At 63.7% G+C, this 19,514-nt stretch carries 17 protein-coding genes; 5 read left to right on the forward strand and 12 right to left on the reverse strand.

Annotation, left to right across the window (positions count from 1 at the left end; genetic code table 11):
- Window positions 1-29: 29 nt before the first annotated feature.
- Genes J2J99_RS02575 through osmF form a run of 4 tightly spaced genes read right to left on the reverse strand, consistent with a single transcriptional unit; the run spans window position 30 to window position 3,847 of the window.
- Window positions 30-779, reverse strand: a complete 750-nt coding sequence (locus J2J99_RS02575; protein WP_168295219.1) for an ABC transporter permease — start codon at window positions 777-779, stop codon at window positions 30-32.
- Entirely contained in the window at window positions 776-1,720 is a 945-nt protein-coding gene (locus tag J2J99_RS02580) for an ABC transporter ATP-binding protein (protein WP_168295218.1), read from the reverse strand. Before J2J99_RS02580 ends, J2J99_RS02575 begins: the two co-directional genes overlap by 4 nt.
- Window positions 1,717-2,883 carry an ABC transporter permease gene (locus J2J99_RS02585; RefSeq protein WP_168295217.1) on the reverse strand — a complete coding sequence of 389 codons (1,167 nt, stop codon included), beginning with the start codon at window positions 2,881-2,883 and terminating at the stop codon, window positions 1,717-1,719. Before J2J99_RS02585 ends, J2J99_RS02580 begins: the two co-directional genes overlap by 4 nt.
- A gap of 55 nt (window positions 2,884-2,938) precedes the next feature.
- The gene (gene osmF, locus J2J99_RS02590; RefSeq protein ID WP_168295216.1) at window positions 2,939-3,847 is read right to left on the reverse strand and encodes a glycine betaine ABC transporter substrate-binding protein OsmF; all 909 of its coding nucleotides are present in this window, start codon (window positions 3,845-3,847) and stop codon (window positions 2,939-2,941) included.
- Between the two features lie 115 nt (window positions 3,848-3,962).
- Here osmF and J2J99_RS02595 point away from each other — a divergent pair, with 115 nt between their 5' ends.
- Genes J2J99_RS02595 through J2J99_RS02605 form a run of 3 tightly spaced genes read left to right on the forward strand, consistent with a single transcriptional unit; the run spans window position 3,963 to window position 6,211 of the window.
- Window positions 3,963-4,241 (forward strand): hypothetical protein, encoded by a 279-nt coding sequence (locus tag J2J99_RS02595; protein ID WP_168295215.1) that lies wholly within the window; start codon window positions 3,963-3,965, stop codon window positions 4,239-4,241.
- A 21-nt stretch (window positions 4,242-4,262) separates the two neighbouring features.
- Window positions 4,263-5,489: a LysR family transcriptional regulator gene (locus tag J2J99_RS02600; RefSeq protein ID WP_168295214.1), complete on the forward strand. Its 1,227-nt coding sequence runs from the start codon at window positions 4,263-4,265 to the stop codon at window positions 5,487-5,489.
- Entirely contained in the window at window positions 5,486-6,211 is a 726-nt protein-coding gene (locus tag J2J99_RS02605) for a copper homeostasis protein CutC (protein WP_168295213.1), read from the forward strand. Before J2J99_RS02600 ends, J2J99_RS02605 begins: the two co-directional genes overlap by 4 nt.
- 304 nt (window positions 6,212-6,515) lie before the next feature.
- Here the strand turns inward: J2J99_RS02605 and J2J99_RS02610 are convergent, their stop codons facing one another.
- From J2J99_RS02610 to J2J99_RS02640, 7 genes are all read right to left on the reverse strand, one after another.
- Window positions 6,516-7,535: a zinc-binding alcohol dehydrogenase family protein gene (locus J2J99_RS02610; protein ID WP_168295212.1), complete on the reverse strand. Its 1,020-nt coding sequence runs from the start codon at window positions 7,533-7,535 to the stop codon at window positions 6,516-6,518.
- A gap of 64 nt (window positions 7,536-7,599) precedes the next feature.
- On the reverse strand, window positions 7,600-8,574 hold the full coding sequence (locus J2J99_RS02615) for an ABC transporter permease (protein WP_168295211.1): 975 nt from the start codon (window positions 8,572-8,574) through the stop codon (window positions 7,600-7,602).
- Between the two features lie 27 nt (window positions 8,575-8,601).
- Window positions 8,602-10,155 carry a sugar ABC transporter ATP-binding protein gene (locus J2J99_RS02620; RefSeq protein ID WP_168295210.1) on the reverse strand — a complete coding sequence of 518 codons (1,554 nt, stop codon included), beginning with the start codon at window positions 10,153-10,155 and terminating at the stop codon, window positions 8,602-8,604.
- Window positions 10,156-10,258: 103 nt separating this feature from the next.
- The gene (locus J2J99_RS02625) at window positions 10,259-11,248 is read right to left on the reverse strand and encodes an ABC transporter substrate-binding protein (protein ID WP_168295209.1); all 990 of its coding nucleotides are present in this window, start codon (window positions 11,246-11,248) and stop codon (window positions 10,259-10,261) included.
- A gap of 206 nt (window positions 11,249-11,454) precedes the next feature.
- Window positions 11,455-11,904, reverse strand: a complete 450-nt coding sequence (locus tag J2J99_RS02630; protein WP_168295208.1) for an RbsD/FucU family protein — start codon at window positions 11,902-11,904, stop codon at window positions 11,455-11,457.
- Between the two features lie 10 nt (window positions 11,905-11,914).
- On the reverse strand, window positions 11,915-12,934 hold the full coding sequence (locus tag J2J99_RS02635; protein WP_168295484.1) for an aldo/keto reductase: 1,020 nt from the start codon (window positions 12,932-12,934) through the stop codon (window positions 11,915-11,917).
- A gap of 39 nt (window positions 12,935-12,973) precedes the next feature.
- Complete coding sequence (locus J2J99_RS02640; protein ID WP_168295207.1) at window positions 12,974-14,476, reverse strand: UxaA family hydrolase; 1,503 nt, start codon at window positions 14,474-14,476, stop codon at window positions 12,974-12,976.
- 267 nt (window positions 14,477-14,743) lie between these two features.
- Between J2J99_RS02640 and J2J99_RS02645 the strand changes: the two genes are divergently transcribed.
- Complete coding sequence (locus tag J2J99_RS02645) at window positions 14,744-15,643, forward strand: GntR family transcriptional regulator (protein ID WP_168295482.1); 900 nt, start codon at window positions 14,744-14,746, stop codon at window positions 15,641-15,643.
- Window positions 15,644-15,954: 311 nt separating this feature from the next.
- Window positions 15,955-17,904, forward strand: coding sequence for an ABC transporter ATP-binding protein/permease (locus J2J99_RS02650; RefSeq protein WP_168295206.1), 1,950 nt, complete (start codon window positions 15,955-15,957; stop codon window positions 17,902-17,904).
- 27 nt (window positions 17,905-17,931) lie between these two features.
- Here the strand turns inward: J2J99_RS02650 and J2J99_RS02655 are convergent, their stop codons facing one another.
- Window positions 17,932-19,422 (reverse strand): MDR family MFS transporter, encoded by a 1,491-nt coding sequence (locus J2J99_RS02655; RefSeq protein ID WP_168295205.1) that lies wholly within the window; start codon window positions 19,420-19,422, stop codon window positions 17,932-17,934.
- Window positions 19,423-19,514 lie beyond the last annotated feature (92 nt).

A 19,514-nucleotide genomic window follows, 5' to 3' on the forward strand; every position in this document is an offset into this window, starting at 1 on the left:
TTTCGGCCATGCCTGTGGTAGCGGTCCCTCTACGCCGCGCGCAAGCCGATTCTTCGCGTGATCGCCGCTTCGACGAGACCCATGGCGTCGTAGAGCAGCACCGCCATCAGGCCGACGATCAGCCCGCCCTGCAGGATGAAGGCCGTATTGTCCGATATCAGCCCGGCGATGATCACCTCGCCGAGGCCCTTTGCCGCAACCGTCGAGCCGATCGTCGCCGTGCCGATATTGATGACGGTCGCGACCTTCAGCCCTTCGAGGATCAGCGGCAGGGCAAGCGGCAGCTCGACGCGCAACAGCCGCTGCGTGGCACTCATGCCCATGCCGTCGGCGGCATCGAGCACCTGCGGCGACACCTGCTTGAGACCGGCGACGGTGTTTTCGAAGATCGGCAAGAGGCCATAGAGAAAGAGTGCGATCAGCGTCGGCATGGCGCCGAAACCGGTGGCCGGAACGGCCAGCGCCAGCACCGCGACCGGCGGAAAGGTCTGCCCGGCATTGGCAATCGCCCGCGACAGCGGCAGGAAGTCGGCGCCGCTTTCGCGGGTGACGAAGATGCCGCCGAGAACGGCGAGCACGGCGCTGCAGGCGATCGATCCGACGACGAGCTGCAGATGGCCGGCAGCCAGCGACGCAAGGCTGTTCTGCGTATAGACGGCGGGCGCATTGTTGGTGGTCAGCGGCGTCAGCAGGAAGGAAAGCCACTGGGTCCTGAACAGCAGGATCAAGAGCAGGACGAGTGCGGCCAGCCGGAAGAGATTGGCGACGACGAGTTTCATGCCTTGCGGCCCAGTTCGAGCAGCCGTGTCATTGAAATAGATCCCACAGGCGCCTTCTCGCCATCCTGCACCGCCGCCTCGTCGACCCCCTGCCAGATCATTTCGGCAAGCGCGTCGCGCAGGCTGAGCGACTGCGGCAGGGCATAGGCAAGCCCGCTCTTGGCCGGTCCCATGCTCTCCTTCAGGGGCAGCAGCGACATCAGCTTCAGCGCCCGGTCGGAGGTGCCGGTCAGTTGCTGGACGAAGGGATCGGCCGGCTCGGTGAGGATCTTTTCCGGCGTCGAGCATTGCAGCAACCTGCCCTGGCTCATCACCGCGATCTGATTGCCGAGATGGAAGGCCTCGTCCATGTCGTGGGTGACGAGGATGATGGTGGTGCCGAACTGCTTCTGGATCGCCAGCAGATCGTCCTGCGCCTTGCCGCGGATGACGGGATCGAGGGCACCGAAGGGTTCATCCATCAACAGCAGTTCCGGCTCGGCCGCCAGCGCCCGGGCAACCCCGACGCGCTGCTGCTGGCCGCCGGAAAGCTGATGCGGATATTTGTCGGCGAAAGTTGCCGGATCGAGGTTGAACAGTCCGAGCAGTTCTTCGACGCGGGCGGCGATACGTGCCGAATCCCATTCCAGAAGCTGCGGCACGGTGGCGATATTCTGCGCGACGGTGCGATGGGGAAACAGGCCGTGCCCCTGGATGGCGTAGCCAATCCGGCGGCGAAGCTCGGTCACCTCGACGTCCATGACATTCCGGCCGCCGACGAAGATCTTGCCTTCGGTGATCGGCACCAGCCGGTTGATCATCCGCATCAGTGTCGATTTGCCGGAGCCCGACGTGCCGACGATGACAGTGATCGAGCCCTTTTCGACCTCCATCGAGACATTGTCGACGACGGTGGCGGCACCATAGCGCTTGGTGACATTGCGGATTTCGATCATGCTCATGCGGCGGGCCCCCGGATGCTGTCGATGACCGCATCGAGGATGACGGCCGATGAGAAGGCGAAGAAGACTGTCGGCACGGCGCCGAGCAGCACGAGATCCATGGCGGTCTGGCCGAGCCCCTGGAAGATGAAGATGCCGAAGCCGCCGCCGCCGATCAACGCGGCGATCGTCACCATGCCGATCGCCTGCACCAGCACGATGCGGATGCCGGTGAGAATGACAGGAAAGGCAAGCGGCATGTCGATACGAACGAGGATCTGCCGACGCGTCAGTCCCATGCCGGCCGCGGCATCGCGCACCGAGGGATCGACGCCCTGAAGGCCGACGACGGTATTGGCGACGATCGGCAGCAGCGAATAAAGCACCAGCGCGATCAGCGCCGGCGCCGTGCCGATGCCGCGGATGCCGATCGCGGCCGCCAGCGCCACATGGGTGGCGAGGTAGCCGAGCGGCAGCATCAGCAGGCCGAAGAGCGCCAGGCTCGGGATCGTCTGGATGAGGCTGAGGCCCTGCAGCACCACGGCCCGCAGCCGCGGCACCCAGAAGCAGAGGATGCCGAGCGGCAGGCCGAGAAGAATAGCGATGGCAAGCGAGCCGAGGGCCAGCAGCAGATGCGAAATCGCTTCGGTCTCGAATTGCGGCGCCCGCGTCGAGAATTCCTTCATGATCGACAGGCTGTCGAGCAGGCCGGAGGCAAGCAGGATGAACAGAAGCGCCGCATAGGCCGCAAGCGCTGCGACCCGCATCCACGGCGCCAGCCTTATCTTCACCAGCGCATCCGAGATGACGAGCCCGATCACCGCGAACAGCGTCCAGAAACCGCCGCCCGGCGTCATGCGCGCCACGGTGCTGCCGGCCGGCGTCGCCGCGGTCGAGACCAGACCGATCGCGACGACCAGCGCCGCGAGGCAGAGTGTCGCGATGACGAGCCGCGCTACTGCGCTGCGGAGAAACAGCGTCGCCAGGGCGGTGAGTATGAGGAGGGCGGTCAGGATGACGACGGAAGGCTGGGGAAGGAGCTGGGCCAGCAGCATCGGCTTGCCGGCGGCGATGCGATTCGCCTTGACGTAGATGAAGGGCATCAGAGCGGTGGCCGCAATGCCGCCGGCCACCAGTACCAGGCCGAGCCGGTCCAGCCTGCGGACCGCTGAGGTTTCGTCCATCGATCCAACCTTGTGGGGAAAGGCTCCGCCCGCTGCCGGGCGGAGCGGGCGATGATTACTTCAGGAAGCCCTTTTCCTTGAGATAGGCTTCGGCGACAGATTTTGCCGGCTCGCCGTCGACCTGGATCTTGGCGTTGAGCTTGCGCAGCTCGTCGGCGCTGAGGCTCTTGAAGATCGGCGAGAGGATTTCCTCGATCTTCGGATTGGCCTTCAGCACCGCTTCGCGGATGATCGGGGTCGGCGCATAGACCTGCTGCACACCCTTGTCGTCTTCGAGAACCGTCAATTCGGCCGCTTCGATCGCGCCATCGGTGCCGTAGACCATGGCGGTGTTGACGCCGTTCGTCTGGTCGGCGGCGGCCTTGATCGTCGCTGCCGTGTCGCCGCCGGAGAGAACGACCATCTGGTCGGGTTTCAGCTGGAAGCCGTAGGTCGTCTGGAAGGCGGGAAGCGCGCCGGCCGAATTGACGAATTCGGAAGACGCCGCAAGCTTGGCGCTGCCGCCGCCGGCAACCCACTTGCCGAAATCGGACATGGTCTTCAGCTTGTTGGGGCCGGCCACATCGTTGCGCACGGCAAGCGCCCAGGTGTTGTTGGCCGGCGACGGCGTCAGCCAGACGATCTTGTTGGCGTCATAATCGAGCTTCTTTGCCAGTTCATAACCCTGGTCGTTGTTCTTCCAGGCCGCGTCGTCGGCCTTGTTGAAGAAGAACCCGGCATTGCCGGTATACTCAGGATAGATATCGATTTCGCCTGCGGTGATCGCCTTGCGCACCACGGGCGTGGCGCCGAGCGCGATGCGGTCCTGCGTCTTGATGCCGTTTGCTTCGAGCGCCAGTGCGATGACATTGCCGAGCAGCGTGCCTTCCGTGTCGATCTTCGACGAGACGACGACGTCTGCGGCCTGAACCGCACCCGCCGCGAAGGCGGAGAGCGAGACGGCAAGTGCGAGTTTCTTCAGCATGGAATATCCCCTGTTTGAAAACCGTTGAGGTGGCGCAAGCCCCCCGGTGGGAGGCGTATGCGCAGGAATCCGCCGGCGAAGGCGACAAGGCCCCCATCATGCCGGAATTGCGTGCGTGATGGAAATAGTGTCCACGCTCGAAAAATCGATGCAGGCCCCCTCCAGTATTTGCGTTCGCGCCCTTGATTATGGCGACGAACGCGGCGCGGCGCGCGGAAAGCTATTCCCTTTTCCGGGGCGAGCGCGATTTGTTTTTGTTCCCTTGCGTGTTTCCGCGATGGTTCCGGTGCTCTTGCGCGGATGTGCCCGGATTTTTATGACGCCGACGATAGCCCGGCTCTGTCGAAGCTGGGATATCTTTTTTCGCGAACACATCATATCGTCCGGTTTTTAAAGTACTTTCCGGAGCCAGCCTTTGCATCTCGGCGCCCTGTTCATCATCCGCCATGTCCTGACCTCGGCCTCGGTCCGCGAGACCGCGCGCCGCTTCCAGTTGTCGCCCTCCACCGTGTCTGCGGCCATCCGCAACGCCGAGACGGAACTGGCGATGAAGCTGACGGAACGCGCCTCCGGCGAGCTGGTGACGCTGATCGCAAGCGGCGGCTTGCTCGAAGGCCTGGAGCCGATCACGGTCGCGATCGGCGAGCTCTGCCAATTCGCCGACCACGCCGGCGCCGGCGGGATCGATGAGGCCTGGGCCGCTCGTATTCCCGTCAAGATCGTCGCGATCGAGCGGTTCCTGGAGGTCGCCGATCACGGCAGCATCAACCGCGCCGCGTGCCGCCTTCATCTCGGTCAGCCGCAGCTTTCGCTCCAGCTTGCCAATCTTGAAAAATTTCTCGGGCGCCGGCTGTTCGAGCGGCAGGCGCATGGCTCGGTCCTGACGGAGGAGGGCAGGCGCGCCTACCAGATCTTCATGGCGATCAGCCAGGCGTGGAACGATCTGAAATCGGCCGCCGACGAGCGCTATCGCCGCACCGCGCGGTCGCTTCGCATCGGCTCGATCATCCCGACCGGATCGGAAAGCTGGGTGGCGCGCTGCCTCGGCCTGCTGGTCTCCGAATGGAACGCGCGCCGCAGCAACAATGCAATTTCGCTGGTCGCGATGACCGCCGACGATCTGCGCGAAGCGCTGAAGAGCGGCCGCATCGATGTGGCGATCCTGGATTCGGTCTTCGGCCTGGAAGACTTCCGCCATCGCGAACTGCTGCAGACCGACATGGTGGTGATCGCCCCGCCGCAAAGCACGGAAACGACGGTCGCCGAACTGGTGGCCGCCCATGCGATCTGCATGCCGAGCCCGCGCACCGGCCTCGGCCATGCGGCCATGGCCTTCAGCCACGAGCGCGCAGACCGGCGCTTGCGCAGCCGCGATATCACCGCGGCGGATTCGCTGCCCGTGATCGTCGACCTCGTCGCCAATCACGGTTACGTCTCCTTCCTCGGCCGGGTCAGCGCCATGCCGATCGCCGACAAGGTACGCATCGTCGATCTCGACGAGGCCCTGCCGATGTCCTATCACGTCGCCTTCAACCATCGCAAAGCCGCCGCCGACGCCTGCGCCGTCATCATCGCGGCGGCGGCAAGAATAACGTCGGAAGCCGTCGCGAAAACCGACGGAACGAGGGAGAGCGCCGCATGACGATCTTGCTGGAAGTCTGTGTCCACAGCGCCGAGGGCCTTGCCGCCGCGATCGAAGGCGGCGCCTCTCGTATCGAGCTCTGCTCGGCGCTGGAGCTCGGCGGCCTGACGCCGCTACCGAGCCTGATGCGGATCGCCGCCCGGGCGCCCATCCCGGTCTACGCTATGATCCGCCCGCATGCCGGCCCCTTCATCTTCGGCAGCGCCGACGAGGAAGCCATGCTGCTCGATATCGACGCCGTGCGCGCCGCCGGCCTTGCCGGCGTCGTCATCGGCGCCAACCGGCCGGACGGCACGCTCGACATGCCGCTGATTTACCGCCTGAAGGCGCATGCTGCCGGCTTGGGATCGACGCTGCACCGCGCCTTCGACCTGGTGCCGGATGCCGACCAGGCGCTGGAGCAGGCGATCGAACTCGGCTGCGAACGCATCCTTACTTCCGGCTGCGCGCCAAACGCCATAGACGGAATCGAAACGCTGCAGCGCCTGTCGGCAAAGGCGACCGGCCGCATATCGATCATGCCCGGCAGCGGCATCCGCCCCGCCAACGTCGGCGCAATATTGCAGGCAACCGGCGCCCGCGAGGTGCATGGATCCTGCAGCTCGCGGGTCGAAGGCGTCGATCCGCGAGCGGTTGCCTTCGGCTTCGAGGCGAAGAGCAGCAATAGGACGGATGTCGCGGTGGTCAGGGAGATGCGCGGGGCGATCGAGGCTGCGGGTTAGCGGCTTCGCCATTCCGGACGGAAAGCGCTTTGCGCTTTTGAAACGCGAATGCAGTGCTTGCCGCATAGGCCCTCGGGTCAAGCCCGAGGGCGACGGAGTGTGGGGGAGCGCGTGTGGCAAGGACCGCAAGGCGTCTGGTTTTATTGGAACTGCCGTCTTTATTTACGCAAACCGCCTCGCATTTTGCTGCCATTCCTCCGCACGTCCCGCCTCTTGCAGCACGGGTTTCCTCACTCTCCGTCATACTGGGGCTTGACCCGAGTATCCACGCCGAGCACATCCGCGCGGATATTATGCGTGTAACCTACCCACCAACCCGGATCACCGCCTTGATCAGCCCGCTCTTCTCATGCGCCCAGCGGGCGAGATCGCGCGGGGCATCGGCAAGCGTCGTGCGATGGGTGATGAGCTTATCCACCGGCACCAGCCCCTTGGCGATCGAATCCGCCACATGTTCGAAGTCGGCGCGGGTGGCGTTGCGGCTGCCGATCAACATCATCTCGCGTTTGTGGAATTCCGGGTCGGAGAAGCGGATGTCGTCCTTGACGACGCTGACCAGCACCAATGCGCCGCCATGGGCGACAAAGGAGAAGGCTTTCTCCATCGAGGGGCCGTAACCCGTGGCGTCGAACACCACGTCGAATCCGTCGCCATGAGTTTTTTCCCGCACGGCATCGGCGGTTTTCTCATCGGCGACGATGCCTGAGGTAAAACCAAATCGTTCCGCAGCCATCTGCAGCCGTTCGGTACTGGTATCGAGCAGCGTCACCTCGTGACCGGCAATACGCGAGAAGATCGCCGCCCCGAGGCCGATCGGGCCGGCGCCGATGACGAGCGCGCGTGCGCCGGCGCTGGCCAGCGAGCGGCGCACTGCATGGGCCCCGATTGCCAGAAATTCCGTCGTCGCCGCCGCCTCCAGGCTGAGACCCTCGGCGGGATAGAGATTGCCTGCCGGAACAGAAATCTCCTCGCAGAAGGCGCCGTCGGTATGGACGCCGAGCACCTTGATATTGGTGCAGCAATTTGGCTTGCCCTGGCGGCAGGCGACACATTGGCCGCAGGAGAGATAGGGGTTGACGATGACCGGCGTGCCGGCCGCAAGCGTTACGCCGTCGCCGGCTGCGATGACCGTCGCCGAGATTTCGTGCCCCATCACCCGGGGATATTCGAGGAACGGGTGCTTGCCCTCGAAAATATGATAATCCGTGCCGCAGATGCCGACATGGCTGACGGCGAGCCGCACCCAGCCGGGCGCCGGTGCGGCGGGGGATGGCCGTTCGACGATCTCGAGCACGCCGGGCTCGCGGCAAACAACTGCTTTCATGACAGGTCTCGCATTCCTGGAATTTGAAGAAGCCGGCCGTCCGGACCGGCTTTCTCTATGTCTCTCAATTGCTCTTGCGGCGGCGCAGCTGGTCGAAGAAGACGATCACGATGATCAGCAGACCGGTGATGATGCGCTGCCAGAAGGAGTTGACGTTCAGAAGATTGGCGCCGTTGTTGATGGTGGCGAGGATGAAGGCGCCGATCAGCGGGCCGTGCACCGAACCGACCGCGCCGAACAGGCTGGTGCCGCCGATGACCGAGGAGGCGATCGCCTGCAGTTCCCAGCCGTCGGCCTGTGTCGCATTGCCGATGGCGATGCGCGAGGCGAGCAGCACGCCGACGAAGGCGGCGAAGCCGGCCGAGAGGATATAGGCAAGGTAGATCATGCCCTTGACGTTGACACCGGAGAGGCGCGCGGCTTCGGCATTCGAGCCGACGGCGAAGAGATAGCGGCCCCAGCGGCTCAAATGCAGGAAGACGAAGGAGGGCACCGCCACCAGGATGACCATCCAGAACAGACTCGGAATGCCGAGGAAATCGGCACGCGCGAAATTGCTGAAACTCTCGTCGGTGATGCTGATCGTCGAGCCATTGGTGATCAGCAGGCCGATGCCGCGCAGCGACGTCAGGGTTGCCAGCGTGATGATGAAGGGCGGCAGGCCCATATGCACGATGCCGAAGCCGTGGAAGGCGCCGATCGCGACACCGATGGCAAGCGTCAGCACGATCGCTGCCCAAAGCGGCACGCCCGCCTGCAACAGCCAGGCGATGATGACGGTGCAGAAGCCGACGATCGCGCCGACCGAGAGGTCGATGCCGGCGGTGATGATGACGAAGGTCTGGCCGAGCGCCAGGATCGCCGTCATGGCGCCCTGACGCAGCAGGTTGGAAATGTTGAGCGGCGTCCAGAAGCTGGTGGTGACGAAGCCGAGCACGATCCAGAGGAAGATCAGCAGGCCGATCAGGGTCAGGCCGAACAGGATGTTCATTTTCCGGCGTGGCGGCGGCGCGACGATTTCGGTGGGGGTGGCAGTCATGAATTTTCTCCCTCTTATTCTTCTGGCTCAGACGCCGATCGCTTCGCTGAGCACTTGTTCATGCGTCGCCGCGTGGAAATCATGGCTGGCGACGAGCCTGCCGCCGCGGAAGACGTGCAGCCGGTCGGCCAGTTCGTAGACTTCGGGCAGGTAGGAGGAGATCAGAATGATGCCCGCCCCCTCCTTCAGCAGCTTGGCGAACAGCCGGTAGATTTCCGCCTTGGTGCCGACGTCGACGCCGACGGTCGGCTCGTCGAAGATGAACAGCCTCGCGCCGTGGCTCAGCCACTTGCCGATGACGATCTTCTGCTGGTTGCCGCCCGACATGCTGGAGGCCGGAACCCGCCGGCTCGGTGTCTTGATGCTGAGATCGCGGATCTGTCTGTCGGCATTGGCCGACTCCCGCGCGTGGTTGATGACCGGCCCATGGCTAAGCCGCCCGAAGACCGGCAGGTTGATGTTGAGGCCGATCGAAAGGTTGAGGCAAAGCCCCTGGTCGCGCCGGCTTTCCGGCGCCAGCGCAATGCCGAGCTCCATCGCCGTGCGTTCGTTGCGGATATCGACACGCTTGCCCATCCAGTGGATTTCACCGGCGCTGATCGGCTGGCGCCCGTAGAGGCCGAGCGCAAATTCGCTGCGGCCGGCGCCGATCAGCCCGTAGAGACCGACAATCTGTCCGGCTTTGACGCTGAGCGACACGTCCTCGAAGCCCGGACCTGAAAGACCCTTGACCTCGACGATCGTCTGGCCGATGGCGATCTCTTCCTTGTGGTAGATCTGCTCGATCGAGCGGTTGATCATCAAAGCGATCAGCTCGGCCTCGTTGGTCTCGCCGATCAGCCGCGTGCCGACATGCGTGCCGTCGCGCAGCACCGAGACACGGTCGGCCAGTTCGAAGACTTCCTCCATGCGGTGGCTGATATAGACGATGGTGACGCCTTCGCCCTGCAGTCGGCGGATCAGCTTGAAGAGCTGCGCCGATTCCTGGCGCGTCAGATAGGCCGTGGGTTCGTCGAAGATCAGGAACTGCGTGCCGCGCATCGCCGCCCGCGCCGTTGCCACCAGCTGCTGCTGGCCGATCGTCAGCGAGCTCAGAAGCGCGCCGGCAGGCAGGCCGAAGCCGAGATCGTCGAGCACGGCTTGCGCCATCTTCTCCATCTGCTTCTTGCGCATCAGCCCGTAGCGGTTGACCTCGTCGCCGAGGAAGAGGTTGGCGGCCACCGTCAGGTGCCGGCAGAGCACGACTTCCTGGTGGACGGCGTTGATGCCGCGGGCGATGGCCTCGTTCGGCGTCGACAGCCCCACCGGATGGCCGCACCACAACACCTCGCCGGCCGTCCGGGTGATGACACCGGTGAGCAATTTGATGAGGGTGGATTTACCGGCGCCGTTTTCGCCGACGATGGCGTGGATCTCTCCGGCCAGGAAGGTCATCGTCGCCGGCTTCAGCGCCTGCACATGACCGTAATTCTTCTGCAGGCCTTTCAGTTCGAGGATAGGCGATCCGGCGGGAATGCGATTGGCTTCTTTCAGCGTGGCGCTGTCATCGTGGCGATGACTGACCTCTTCCAGTCCGATCATGGACCTCTCCTCCTCTTGTCGCGTCTGCTCCATCCCTGCTGAACCATACCATGGATGGAAAAGGCCGCGCCGGTTTTTGAGTCGGCGCGGCCCGTCTGTCGTCTTACTTGATCTTCGGGTTCAGGAGCGCGTCGATCTTCGGATCGGCCATATTCGCCTTGGTGACGAGGTTGGCGCCGGTGTCGACATTCTCAGGAACCTTTTCGCCCTTGGAGACGGCAAGCGCGGTCTTGATGCCGTCATAGCCCATGCGATAGGGGTCCTGAACGACGAGGCCGGCGATCGCGCCATCCTTGAGGAAGCCCACCGTCTTGTCGTCACTGTCGAAGCCGATGACCTTGATCTTGTCGCCGAGCTTGTTTTCGGCGATCGCCTGGCCAACGCCCTGCGCCAGGATCAGGTTCGAGGCGAAGACGCCGACGAGGTTCGGATTGGCGGTGATCAGGTCGGTCATCATGTTGAGGCCGGTCGTCGCCTGGCCGTCGCCATACTTGTCGGCGATGACCTTCAGGCCGGGATGCTTGGTCTTGATCTGATCCAGGAAGCCTTCGCGGCGCTGTTCCAGCGAGCCGACGCCGGGAAGATTGGTCAGGATGACGACGTCGCCTTCTTCCTTGCCCGTCATCTCCTTGATGGCGGCGGCAAGACCGTCAGCGGCAATGCGGCCGCCCTGGACGTTGTCGGTCGTCAGGAACGAGCTGAACGCCTTGGAGTCGGCACCAGAGTCGATGCCGATGATCGGAACCGACTTGGCGGCTTCGTCGATCGGCTTGCCGAGCGCCTTGAACTCGGTCGGCGAGATGACGATGGCGGCCGGCTTGCCGGCAACGGCATTCTCCAGAATGCTGATCTGGCCGTTGATGTCGGATTCTGCCTGCGCGCCGAGCTCCGGCACGTTGACGCCGAGATCCTTGCCGGCCTTGCGGGCGCCTGCCAGAACGATCTGCCAGTAGAAGGACGTCGTGTCCTTGACGATGATCGGGATCGTCACGTCGGCAGCAAAGGACGTGACCGGCATCGCCGTGGCGATGACGGCTGCACCTGCCAGCGCGGTAAAGGCGCGGCGGGACAGAAGGGATTTAACAATGCTCATAAAGGTTCTCCTCTCAGGATGCGTTCTCCTCCAAATAAACCGGACCGCTGAACGCTGGCGGAAGGTTTTTATCGATAAAAAACATTTGCAGGCAGAAGCTAGCCGAGGCGCATTCAAATTGCAAGGGTGTCGATCTCGCTTTTTCGCTTCTGAAAACTCCTTTCAAGCTACTGATTTTATTTCAATACCACGATAGCCTAAAATAGCTACCGGCCGAATTCAACCTCATGGGGATGCACGACGCCCTTCTTCAAAATCAGGTTGCCATACAGGCGGAATTCCGATGTCGCGACGATATAGGCCGCCTTGCGCGCCATCGCATAGAAGGCGAAGCGCTCCACCGGGACGATGGGAAAATCGCCGGCGCGCCTCGAGACGATCTCTTGGAATTCGGCGCAGACTTCGGGCACGGCCTGGGGATCGCCGACCACCTCCATCCGCCATGCCGTCTCCGGCACGAAGGTGTCGAGCGGCATATGGGTCAGAATGGCTTCGGCCATGGCGGTGGCGCTGACGCCGTCGGCGCGGATGACCGGCGGACCCATCGAGCCCGAGGGAAAATTGGCGTCCGATATGACGATGTCGTCGCCGTGCCCCATGGTCTTCAGCGCATGGAGCAGGTCGGGGCCGAGCAGTGGATGAATTCCTTTGAGCATATCTTCTTCCTCAGACGCGGACCGCTTCGGCGCCGAGCGGCGGCGCGACCAGCGTATAGGGCTCGAATTCGCCGTAGATGCTGTCGGGCAGCTGCGGCGCGACGATTTCCATGTTGCGCGTCAGGCTCGAAGCCTTCGCCGTGCCGATCAGCACCGAGGCGACGATCGGGTCGCGCAGTGGAAACTGCATGGCGGCTGCCGCGAGCGGCACGCCGTGACGCTTGGCTATCGCCTCCATGGCGCCGACCTTGGCGAGCACCTCTTCGGTGGCCGGCATATAATCGAAATGCGAACCTGGCACCGGGCCGGTGGCGAGGATGCCGGAGTTGAAGACGCCGCCGACGACGAGCGAGGTCCCCTTCTGGCGGCAGAGCGGCAGCAATTCGGCGACCGCCGAGCGGTCGAGCAGCGTATAGCGGCCGGCAAGCAGGATGCAGTCGAGATCGGCATGGCGCATGACGTCGAGGCAGACGGGAACCTCGTTGACGCCGAGGCCGAAGGCGGAGATGGCGCCCGACGATTTCAGCTCTTCGAGCGCTTTCACGCCGGAATCGAGAAGCTGCTTCTGATAGACCGCGTTCTTCGCCGCGCCATGCGTATAGCCGCCGATATCGTGCACGTAGAGAATATCGATGCGGTTGAGCCCGAGGCGGGCATAGCTGAACTCCACCGAGCGCATGATGCCGTCATAGGAATAATCATAATCGGCATCGAAGGAGAGCGGATCGACATAGCTGTAGTCAGGCACGGTTCCCGTCGGCACCGGCCGCAGCAGCCGGCCGACCTTGGTGGAGAGCACGAAGGAAGCATCCGGCTGGTCACGCAGGAAATCGCCGACCCGCCGTTCGGCAAGGCCGAGCCCGTACCAGGGTGCGACGTCGAAATAGCGGATGCCGCTGTCCCAGGCGGCCTGCAGGGTTTCCATTGCCTGCTCGCGTGGGCAGGCGCGGTAGAGGCCGCCGAGCGCAGCCGCGCCGAAGCTGAATTCGGTCACCTCGAGCTTGGTCTTGCCGATCCGTCTCGTCTTCATCATGCCTCCTCGGCAAGCCTTGCAATTTTCTATTTCACATCAGAGCGTTGCGCCGAGATGCCAGGGCACAAATTCATTGTCGCCATAGCCGAAGAGTTCGCTCTTCGTCCTTTTGCCCGAGGCCGTCTCGATGATCAGGTCGAAGATCTCGCGGCCCTTGCCGCTGATCGTCGCATCGCCGGTGGCGATGGTGCCGCAATCGATGTCCATATCCTCTTCCATCGCCGCATAGAGCGCCGAATTGCTGGAAAGCTTCAGCGACGGCGCCGGCCGGCAGCCGAAGCAGCTGCCGCGGCCGGTAGTGAAGGCGATCATGTTCGCGCCGCCGGCCACTTGTCCAGTTGCCGAGACCGGGTCGTAGCCGGGCGTGTCCATGAAGACGAGGCCGGGGGCCGTCACCCGCTCGGCATAACCATAGACGGCCGTCAGCGGTGAACGCCCGCCCTTGGCGACGGCACCGAGCGATTTTTCCAGAATGGTGGTGAGGCCGCCGCGCTTGTTGCCGGGCGAGGGGTTGTTGTCGAGCGAGGCGCCGTGCAGCGCCACATACGCCTCCCACCAGGCGATTTTCTCGTCGAGTTTTTTCGCTACGTCGTCGCTGACGGCGCGGCTGCGCAGCAGGTGCTCGGCGCCATAGATTTCCGAGGTTTCCGACAGGATCGCCGTGCCGCCGGCCGCGGCCAGCAGATCGGCGGCCACGCCGAGCGCCGGATTGGCCGTGATGCCGGAAAAGCCGTCCGAACCGCCGCATTGCAGGCCGATGATGATCTCGCCGATCGGGATCGGCGCGCGCTTTTCCCTGCCGACATCGGCGGCGATTTCGCGCAGCATGCCCATGGCGCGCTCGACCGCGCGGCGCGAGCCGCCGGCGTCCTGGATGTTGAAATGCCGCTTCGAGGCGCCGGCGCCGCTCTGGCCGTACAGCGTCAGCTGGTTGACCTCGCAGCCGAGGCCGATCATCAGCACGCCGCCGAAATTCACATGTCGCGTATAACCGGCCAGTGTCCGGTGCAGCACGTTCATGCCGTCGCCGGTCGAGCTCATGCCGCAGCCCTGGTCGTGCACGATCGGCACGAAACCGTCGATGCCTTCATAATGCGGCAGGATCGTCCGGTTTGCCTCGTCGGCGATCGCCCGGCAGACCGTGGTGGAACAGTTCACGCTGGCGATGATGCCGATATAATTGCGGGTCGCCGCCCGGCCGTCGGCGCGGCGATAACCCATGAAGGTGCGCGCCTTGTCTTCGGCGGTCGCTTTTTCCGGCGCCGAATTGGCGGTGGCGGCCAGCCGGTCGTTTTCGAAATGCAGATTGTGGCTGTGCACATGGTCGCCGGCCTTGACCTCGGCCGTGGTGCGGCCGATCGCCTGACCGTATTTCACCACGGCGGCTCCAAGCGGAATATCGGCGATCGCCACCTTGTGGCCCGGCTCGATCTTCTGGCGGGCCTCGACGCCGGCAACCATCGAGCCCGGCGCGATGGCGGCCGTTGCGACCGCGACATTGTCGCCGGCCGACAGGATGATCCAAGGCTGCTTGTCCAATCTCTTCTCCCTAGAGCACGATGCCGAAAAAGTGTGAGCTGTTTTCGGGAGCGCCCGCCGCATGGCAAATGCGCATTGATTTTGTTTTTTATCTACAATAAACATTTTCAAGTCAACGGGAATATTGATCCTGTGGACGAGGGAGGCGATGCGCCGCAGGCGGCCGGAAATAAGCTAAAGGTCGTTTGGACAAGCCCCGACCCGATCCCGTCCTGCTTTGAGAGCCGGGATGGCGGCTGCGGCGCGCGGGCGGAAAGCGGGGATCTGATGGCAAGGCAGAACACGGTCTTCAAGGAAGCCTATAACAGGTACGCCGCGGCCCTGCGCACGGATACCGCGCTCCCGTCCGAGCCGGAGATCGCCGCCCAGCTCGGCGTCAGCCGCTCCACCGCGCGCGCCATCCTCACACGCCTCAGCGATGAAGGCATCATCCGCTGGAACAAACGTCAGAAGATCGTGCTGCGCGAGCCCACCGACCGCGACCTCTTTCCCTCCGAAGAGACGGATTCGCTGCATGACATCATCGAGCGCAGTTTCATGCGGCGCATCCTGGCCGATGACGCCGCCCCCGGCATGCAGATCAACGAATTGGAGCTTGCGCGCGAGATCGGCACCGGCACGACGAGCGTGCGCGAATTCCTGATCCGCTTCTCCCGCTTCGGCCTCATCGAAAAGCGGCCGAACAGCCATTGGACGCTGAAAGGCTTCACCCGCGAATTCGCTCTCGAACTCGCCGATGTCCGCGAGATGTTCGAGCTGCATTCGGCCGCCGAATTCGGCAGGCTTCCTCGCGACAACCAGGCCTGGACCGATCTTGCCGCCATTCGCGACGAACATCACGCCATGCTTGCCGACATCAACCAGCGCTTCAAGGATTTCTCCGTCCTTGACGAACGTTTCCACCTCCTGATCCACCGCGCCTCGAAGAACCGCTTCATCGCCGATTTCTACGATGCGATCGCCATCGTCTTCCACTATCACTATCAGTGGAACAAGACCGCCGCCCGCGAGCGCAACGAGCGCGCCATCCACGAACATCTCGATTATATCGCCGCACTCGAATCCGGCGACCAGGCGGCCATCGAGAAAGCCTGCCGCGTCCACCTGCGCTCCGCCCGCCAGACCCTGCTGCAATCCCTGCCACAAATCGCGACGGAGAGCGCGTGAGGAGCATAAGCGAAGGACGACGGAAGTCGTGCCTTGTAGCCCCCCGGTCGGGATCCTTGTGCCGCTCGGATTGCCGGTTCTCATCATGACTCCTGGCGATCTCTCCAATGAGCGCTCGCGACAGAGGCCAGGGAAGTTCCGCCGGTCGCCATCGCGATTGTTCAGAACGTGGCGAATGACAGCAATGTCATCGGCGCAGACAAGGCGTCGTAACGGCGCCGGTGCGGTTGCGCTTCATCGTCTTGACCTGCGATGCCGCGCCCGGCGCGGCCCGCATGAAACCTTTTGAGTTGTAAGCCGTTGTCAAGCTTATGGCCGACGCTAAACTCAAACCGAAATCGGTCGACGGCACCGAGGAGCACGGTGCCGAGAAGTCGCGCCCCGAGAAGGCATCGACTGTCGAGGCTGGCCCGCCGCCAGATGCCATCGAACCCAGTCCGGACCTCACGCCCGAGGAGGCCGAGCAGGCGCGCAAGCGATATTTGCTGAGGCGTTTCTGGATCAGCGCCCGCCGCTACTGGGGCCGCGGCGGCGACAGGTTTGCCTGGCCGTGCTCGATCATTCTGCTGGCAATGATCTGCATGAATGTCGGTTTCCAATATGGAATCAATCGCTGGAACCGGGGGATCTTCGACGCCATCGAACGGCACGACGCCGGCACGGTCTATTACCTCAGCGCCGTCTTCGTGCCGCTCGTGCTCGGAAGCGTCGCGCTTGTGACCGCGCAAGTCTATGTTCGCATGATGATCCAGCGCCGCTGGCGCTCCTGGCTGACGGCGGCGGTTATCGCGCGCTGGCTCGCCAACGGCCGCTATTATCAGCTGAACCTGATCGGCGGTGATCACAAAAATCCCGAGGCCCGCATCTCGGAGGACTTGCGCATTGCCACCGAAGCGCCGGTCGATTTCATCGCCGGCGTCATTTCCGCATTCCTGTCGGCCTCGACCTTCATCGTGGTGCTGTGGACGATCGGCGGAGCGCTCGACCTGCCGGTCGCAGGGATGACCATTACCATTCCCGGCTTTCTCGTCGTCACCGCGGTTCTCTATGCCGTGATCACATCAACCGTGATCGCAATCATCGGCCGCCACTTCGTCCAGGTATCGGAGGTCAAGAACCAGGTGGAGGCCGAGCTCCGCTACACGCTGACGCGCGTGCGCGAAAACGGCGAGAGCATCGCACTGCTCGGCGGCGAGGAGGAGGAGCGCAGCGATCTCGACAGGACATTTTCCAACGTGCTCAAGCAATGGGCGCTGCTTGCGCGCCAGCACATGCGCACGACCTTCGTGTCGCACGGGTCGATGCTGATTGCCCCCGTCGTGCCGCTGCTGCTGTGTGCGCCGAAGTTTCTTCACGGCGAAATGACGCTCGGCGAGATCATGCAGGCCGCCTCCGCCTTCGCCATCGTTCAGAACGCGTTCGGCTGGCTGGTCGACAACTACCCGCGTCTTGCCGACTGGAACGCCTGTGCGCGGCGCATCGCCTCGCTGATGGCGTCGCTCGACGGCCTTGAGCGCGCCGAACAGAGCGATGCACTGAGGCGCATCAAGCACGGTCAAACCGAGGGCAATGCGATCCTGAACCTTAACGATCTCTCCGTATCGCTCGACGACGGCACCGCCGTGGTCAAGGAAACCCAGGTCGAGATCGCGCCGGGCGAGCGGGTGCTCGTCGCCGGGGAATCCGGCTCGGGCAAGAGCACGCTGGTGCGTGCCATTGCCGGCCTCTGGCCCTGGGGTCACGGCAGCGTCGACTTCCACGCCGACCGCCGCCTCTTCATGCTGCCGCAGCGGCCCTATATTCCGTCCGGCACGCTTCGCCGGGCCGTCGCCTATCCCCGCGCCGCCGACAGCTGGACGGCGGAGGAGGTCAAGGCTGCACTCGCCAAGGTGGGACTGGACTATCTGAACGAGAGGATTGAGGAAGACGCGCCATGGGACCAGATCCTGTCGGGCGGTGAAAAGCAGCGGCTCGCCTTTGCCAGGCTGCTGCTGCACCATCCAGATATCATCGTGCTTGACGAGGCGACCTCGGCGCTCGACGAGAAAAGCCAGGACCGGATGATGGAAACGTTGATCGAAGAAATGCCGACGGTGACGATCATCAGCGTCGCGCATCGCGCCGAGCTCGAAGCCTTCCACAGCCGCAAGATCACCCTGGAGCGGCGCAAAGGCGGCGCCAAGTTGGTCAGCGATATCGATCTTGGCCCGCGCAAGGCAAGGCGCAGCCTGATCATGCGGGTTTTGGACACCCGCCGTTAGGCGCTCTCATGAAAGAATTCGACACACCTAGTGCGAGGCCGCTTCGCCGGCGACCGCCGGCTCTTCGCGTTTCCTGATATGGCCGACCGGGATCAGCCAGGTGGTGAAGAAGGTCAGCACCGCGACGACGACCACGCCCCAGAAGCTCCAGTGCAGGGCCGCATCGAAGATGCCGCGGCTCGCCGGATCGGCCGCGAGCGCCGAGAGGCCGGTCGGCTGGTTCAGCGCCTTATGAAGGGCGGCCGCCGTTTCGCCGCTCGCATAATGGCCGATACCGGCATTGAGGATGGCGCCGAGCACGGTGGCGCCGAGCGTATTGCCGAGGCTGCGGGCAAAGATGATCGACGCGGTGGCGCTGCCGCGCATCGACCATTCGACGCTGTCCTGCACCAGCACGATGCTCGTCAGGCTGATCAGGCCCATGCCGAAGCCCATGAAGAAGGAGCCGGTGCCGGCGAGAACCGGCGAGCTTTCCGGCGTCAGGAACAGGAGGAAGCAGGCGCCGAACGGAAACATCAGGCTGCCGACGCGCAGCGTGCGGCGAATGCCGAAAGCCCTGTAGAAGCGGCCGGAGAGCATGACCGCCAGGGGCCAGCCGACGATCAGCATGGTCAGCGTGAAGCCGGCAACGATCGGCGAGCGGCCGAGCACGCCCTGCACATAGATCGGCAGAATGGTGGAAAGTCCGATCAGCGCCATGCCGGCAAGCAGCGTCGCCGCGTTGCTGGTGGCGATCAGCCGGCGGCTCCAGAGCGCGATCGAAATGATCGGCTCCGGCGCCCGTTTCTCCTGGGCGAGGAAGAGAATACCCGCGACCACGAACACGGCGAAAAGCAAAAGCAGGATGGAGGTGCCCGCATCCGTCTCCGTCAGCATGACGAGCAGCGCCACGATCGAAATCGAAAACAGCACCGATCCGAGATAATCGATCCTTGCCTGCTTGTGCGCAACGTCCTCCTTCACGAAGATCATGAAGGCGACGATCGAGACGATGCCGATCGGCAGGTTGATCCAGAAGATCCAGGCCCAGGAGATATTGTCGACGATGATGCCGCCGGCCAGCGGCCCGACGACGGCCGAGGTCGCCCAGACCGTCGCCATCGCCCCCTGCACCCGGCCGCGCTCCTCGAGCTTGAAGAGGTCGCCAATGATCGTCATCGTCACCGGCTGGATGGCGCCGGCACCCAGCCCCTGCAGCAGCCGGAAGAGCACCAGCGACATCATCGACCAGGCAAAGCCGCAGAGCAAAGAGCCGGCGAGGAAGATTAGGATGCCGCCGATCAGTACCGGCTTGCGCCCGAAAATATCCGAAAGCTTGCCGTAGATGACCGTCGTCGTCGACTGCGCCAGCAGGAAGGCCGAAAATACCCAGCTGTAATAGGAAAAGCCGCCGAGCTGCCCGACGATGCGCGGCATCGCGGTCGCCACGATCGTCGCCTCGATGGCAACCATGAAGGTCGCCACCATGATGGTCGCGACGACAAGCACGCGGTTCGAGCGATGCGCAGCATTCGACATGACGATCCTCTTCGGGTGCTCCGCGGACGCCGGAAAATATCGGCTGGCTGGCTGGGTGCGGCAATCGCCATGTGCGGAGGGATGCGGTAGTT

This window comes from Rhizobium binae, assembly GCF_017357225.1.
Lineage (GTDB): Bacteria > Pseudomonadota > Alphaproteobacteria > Rhizobiales > Rhizobiaceae > Rhizobium > Rhizobium binae.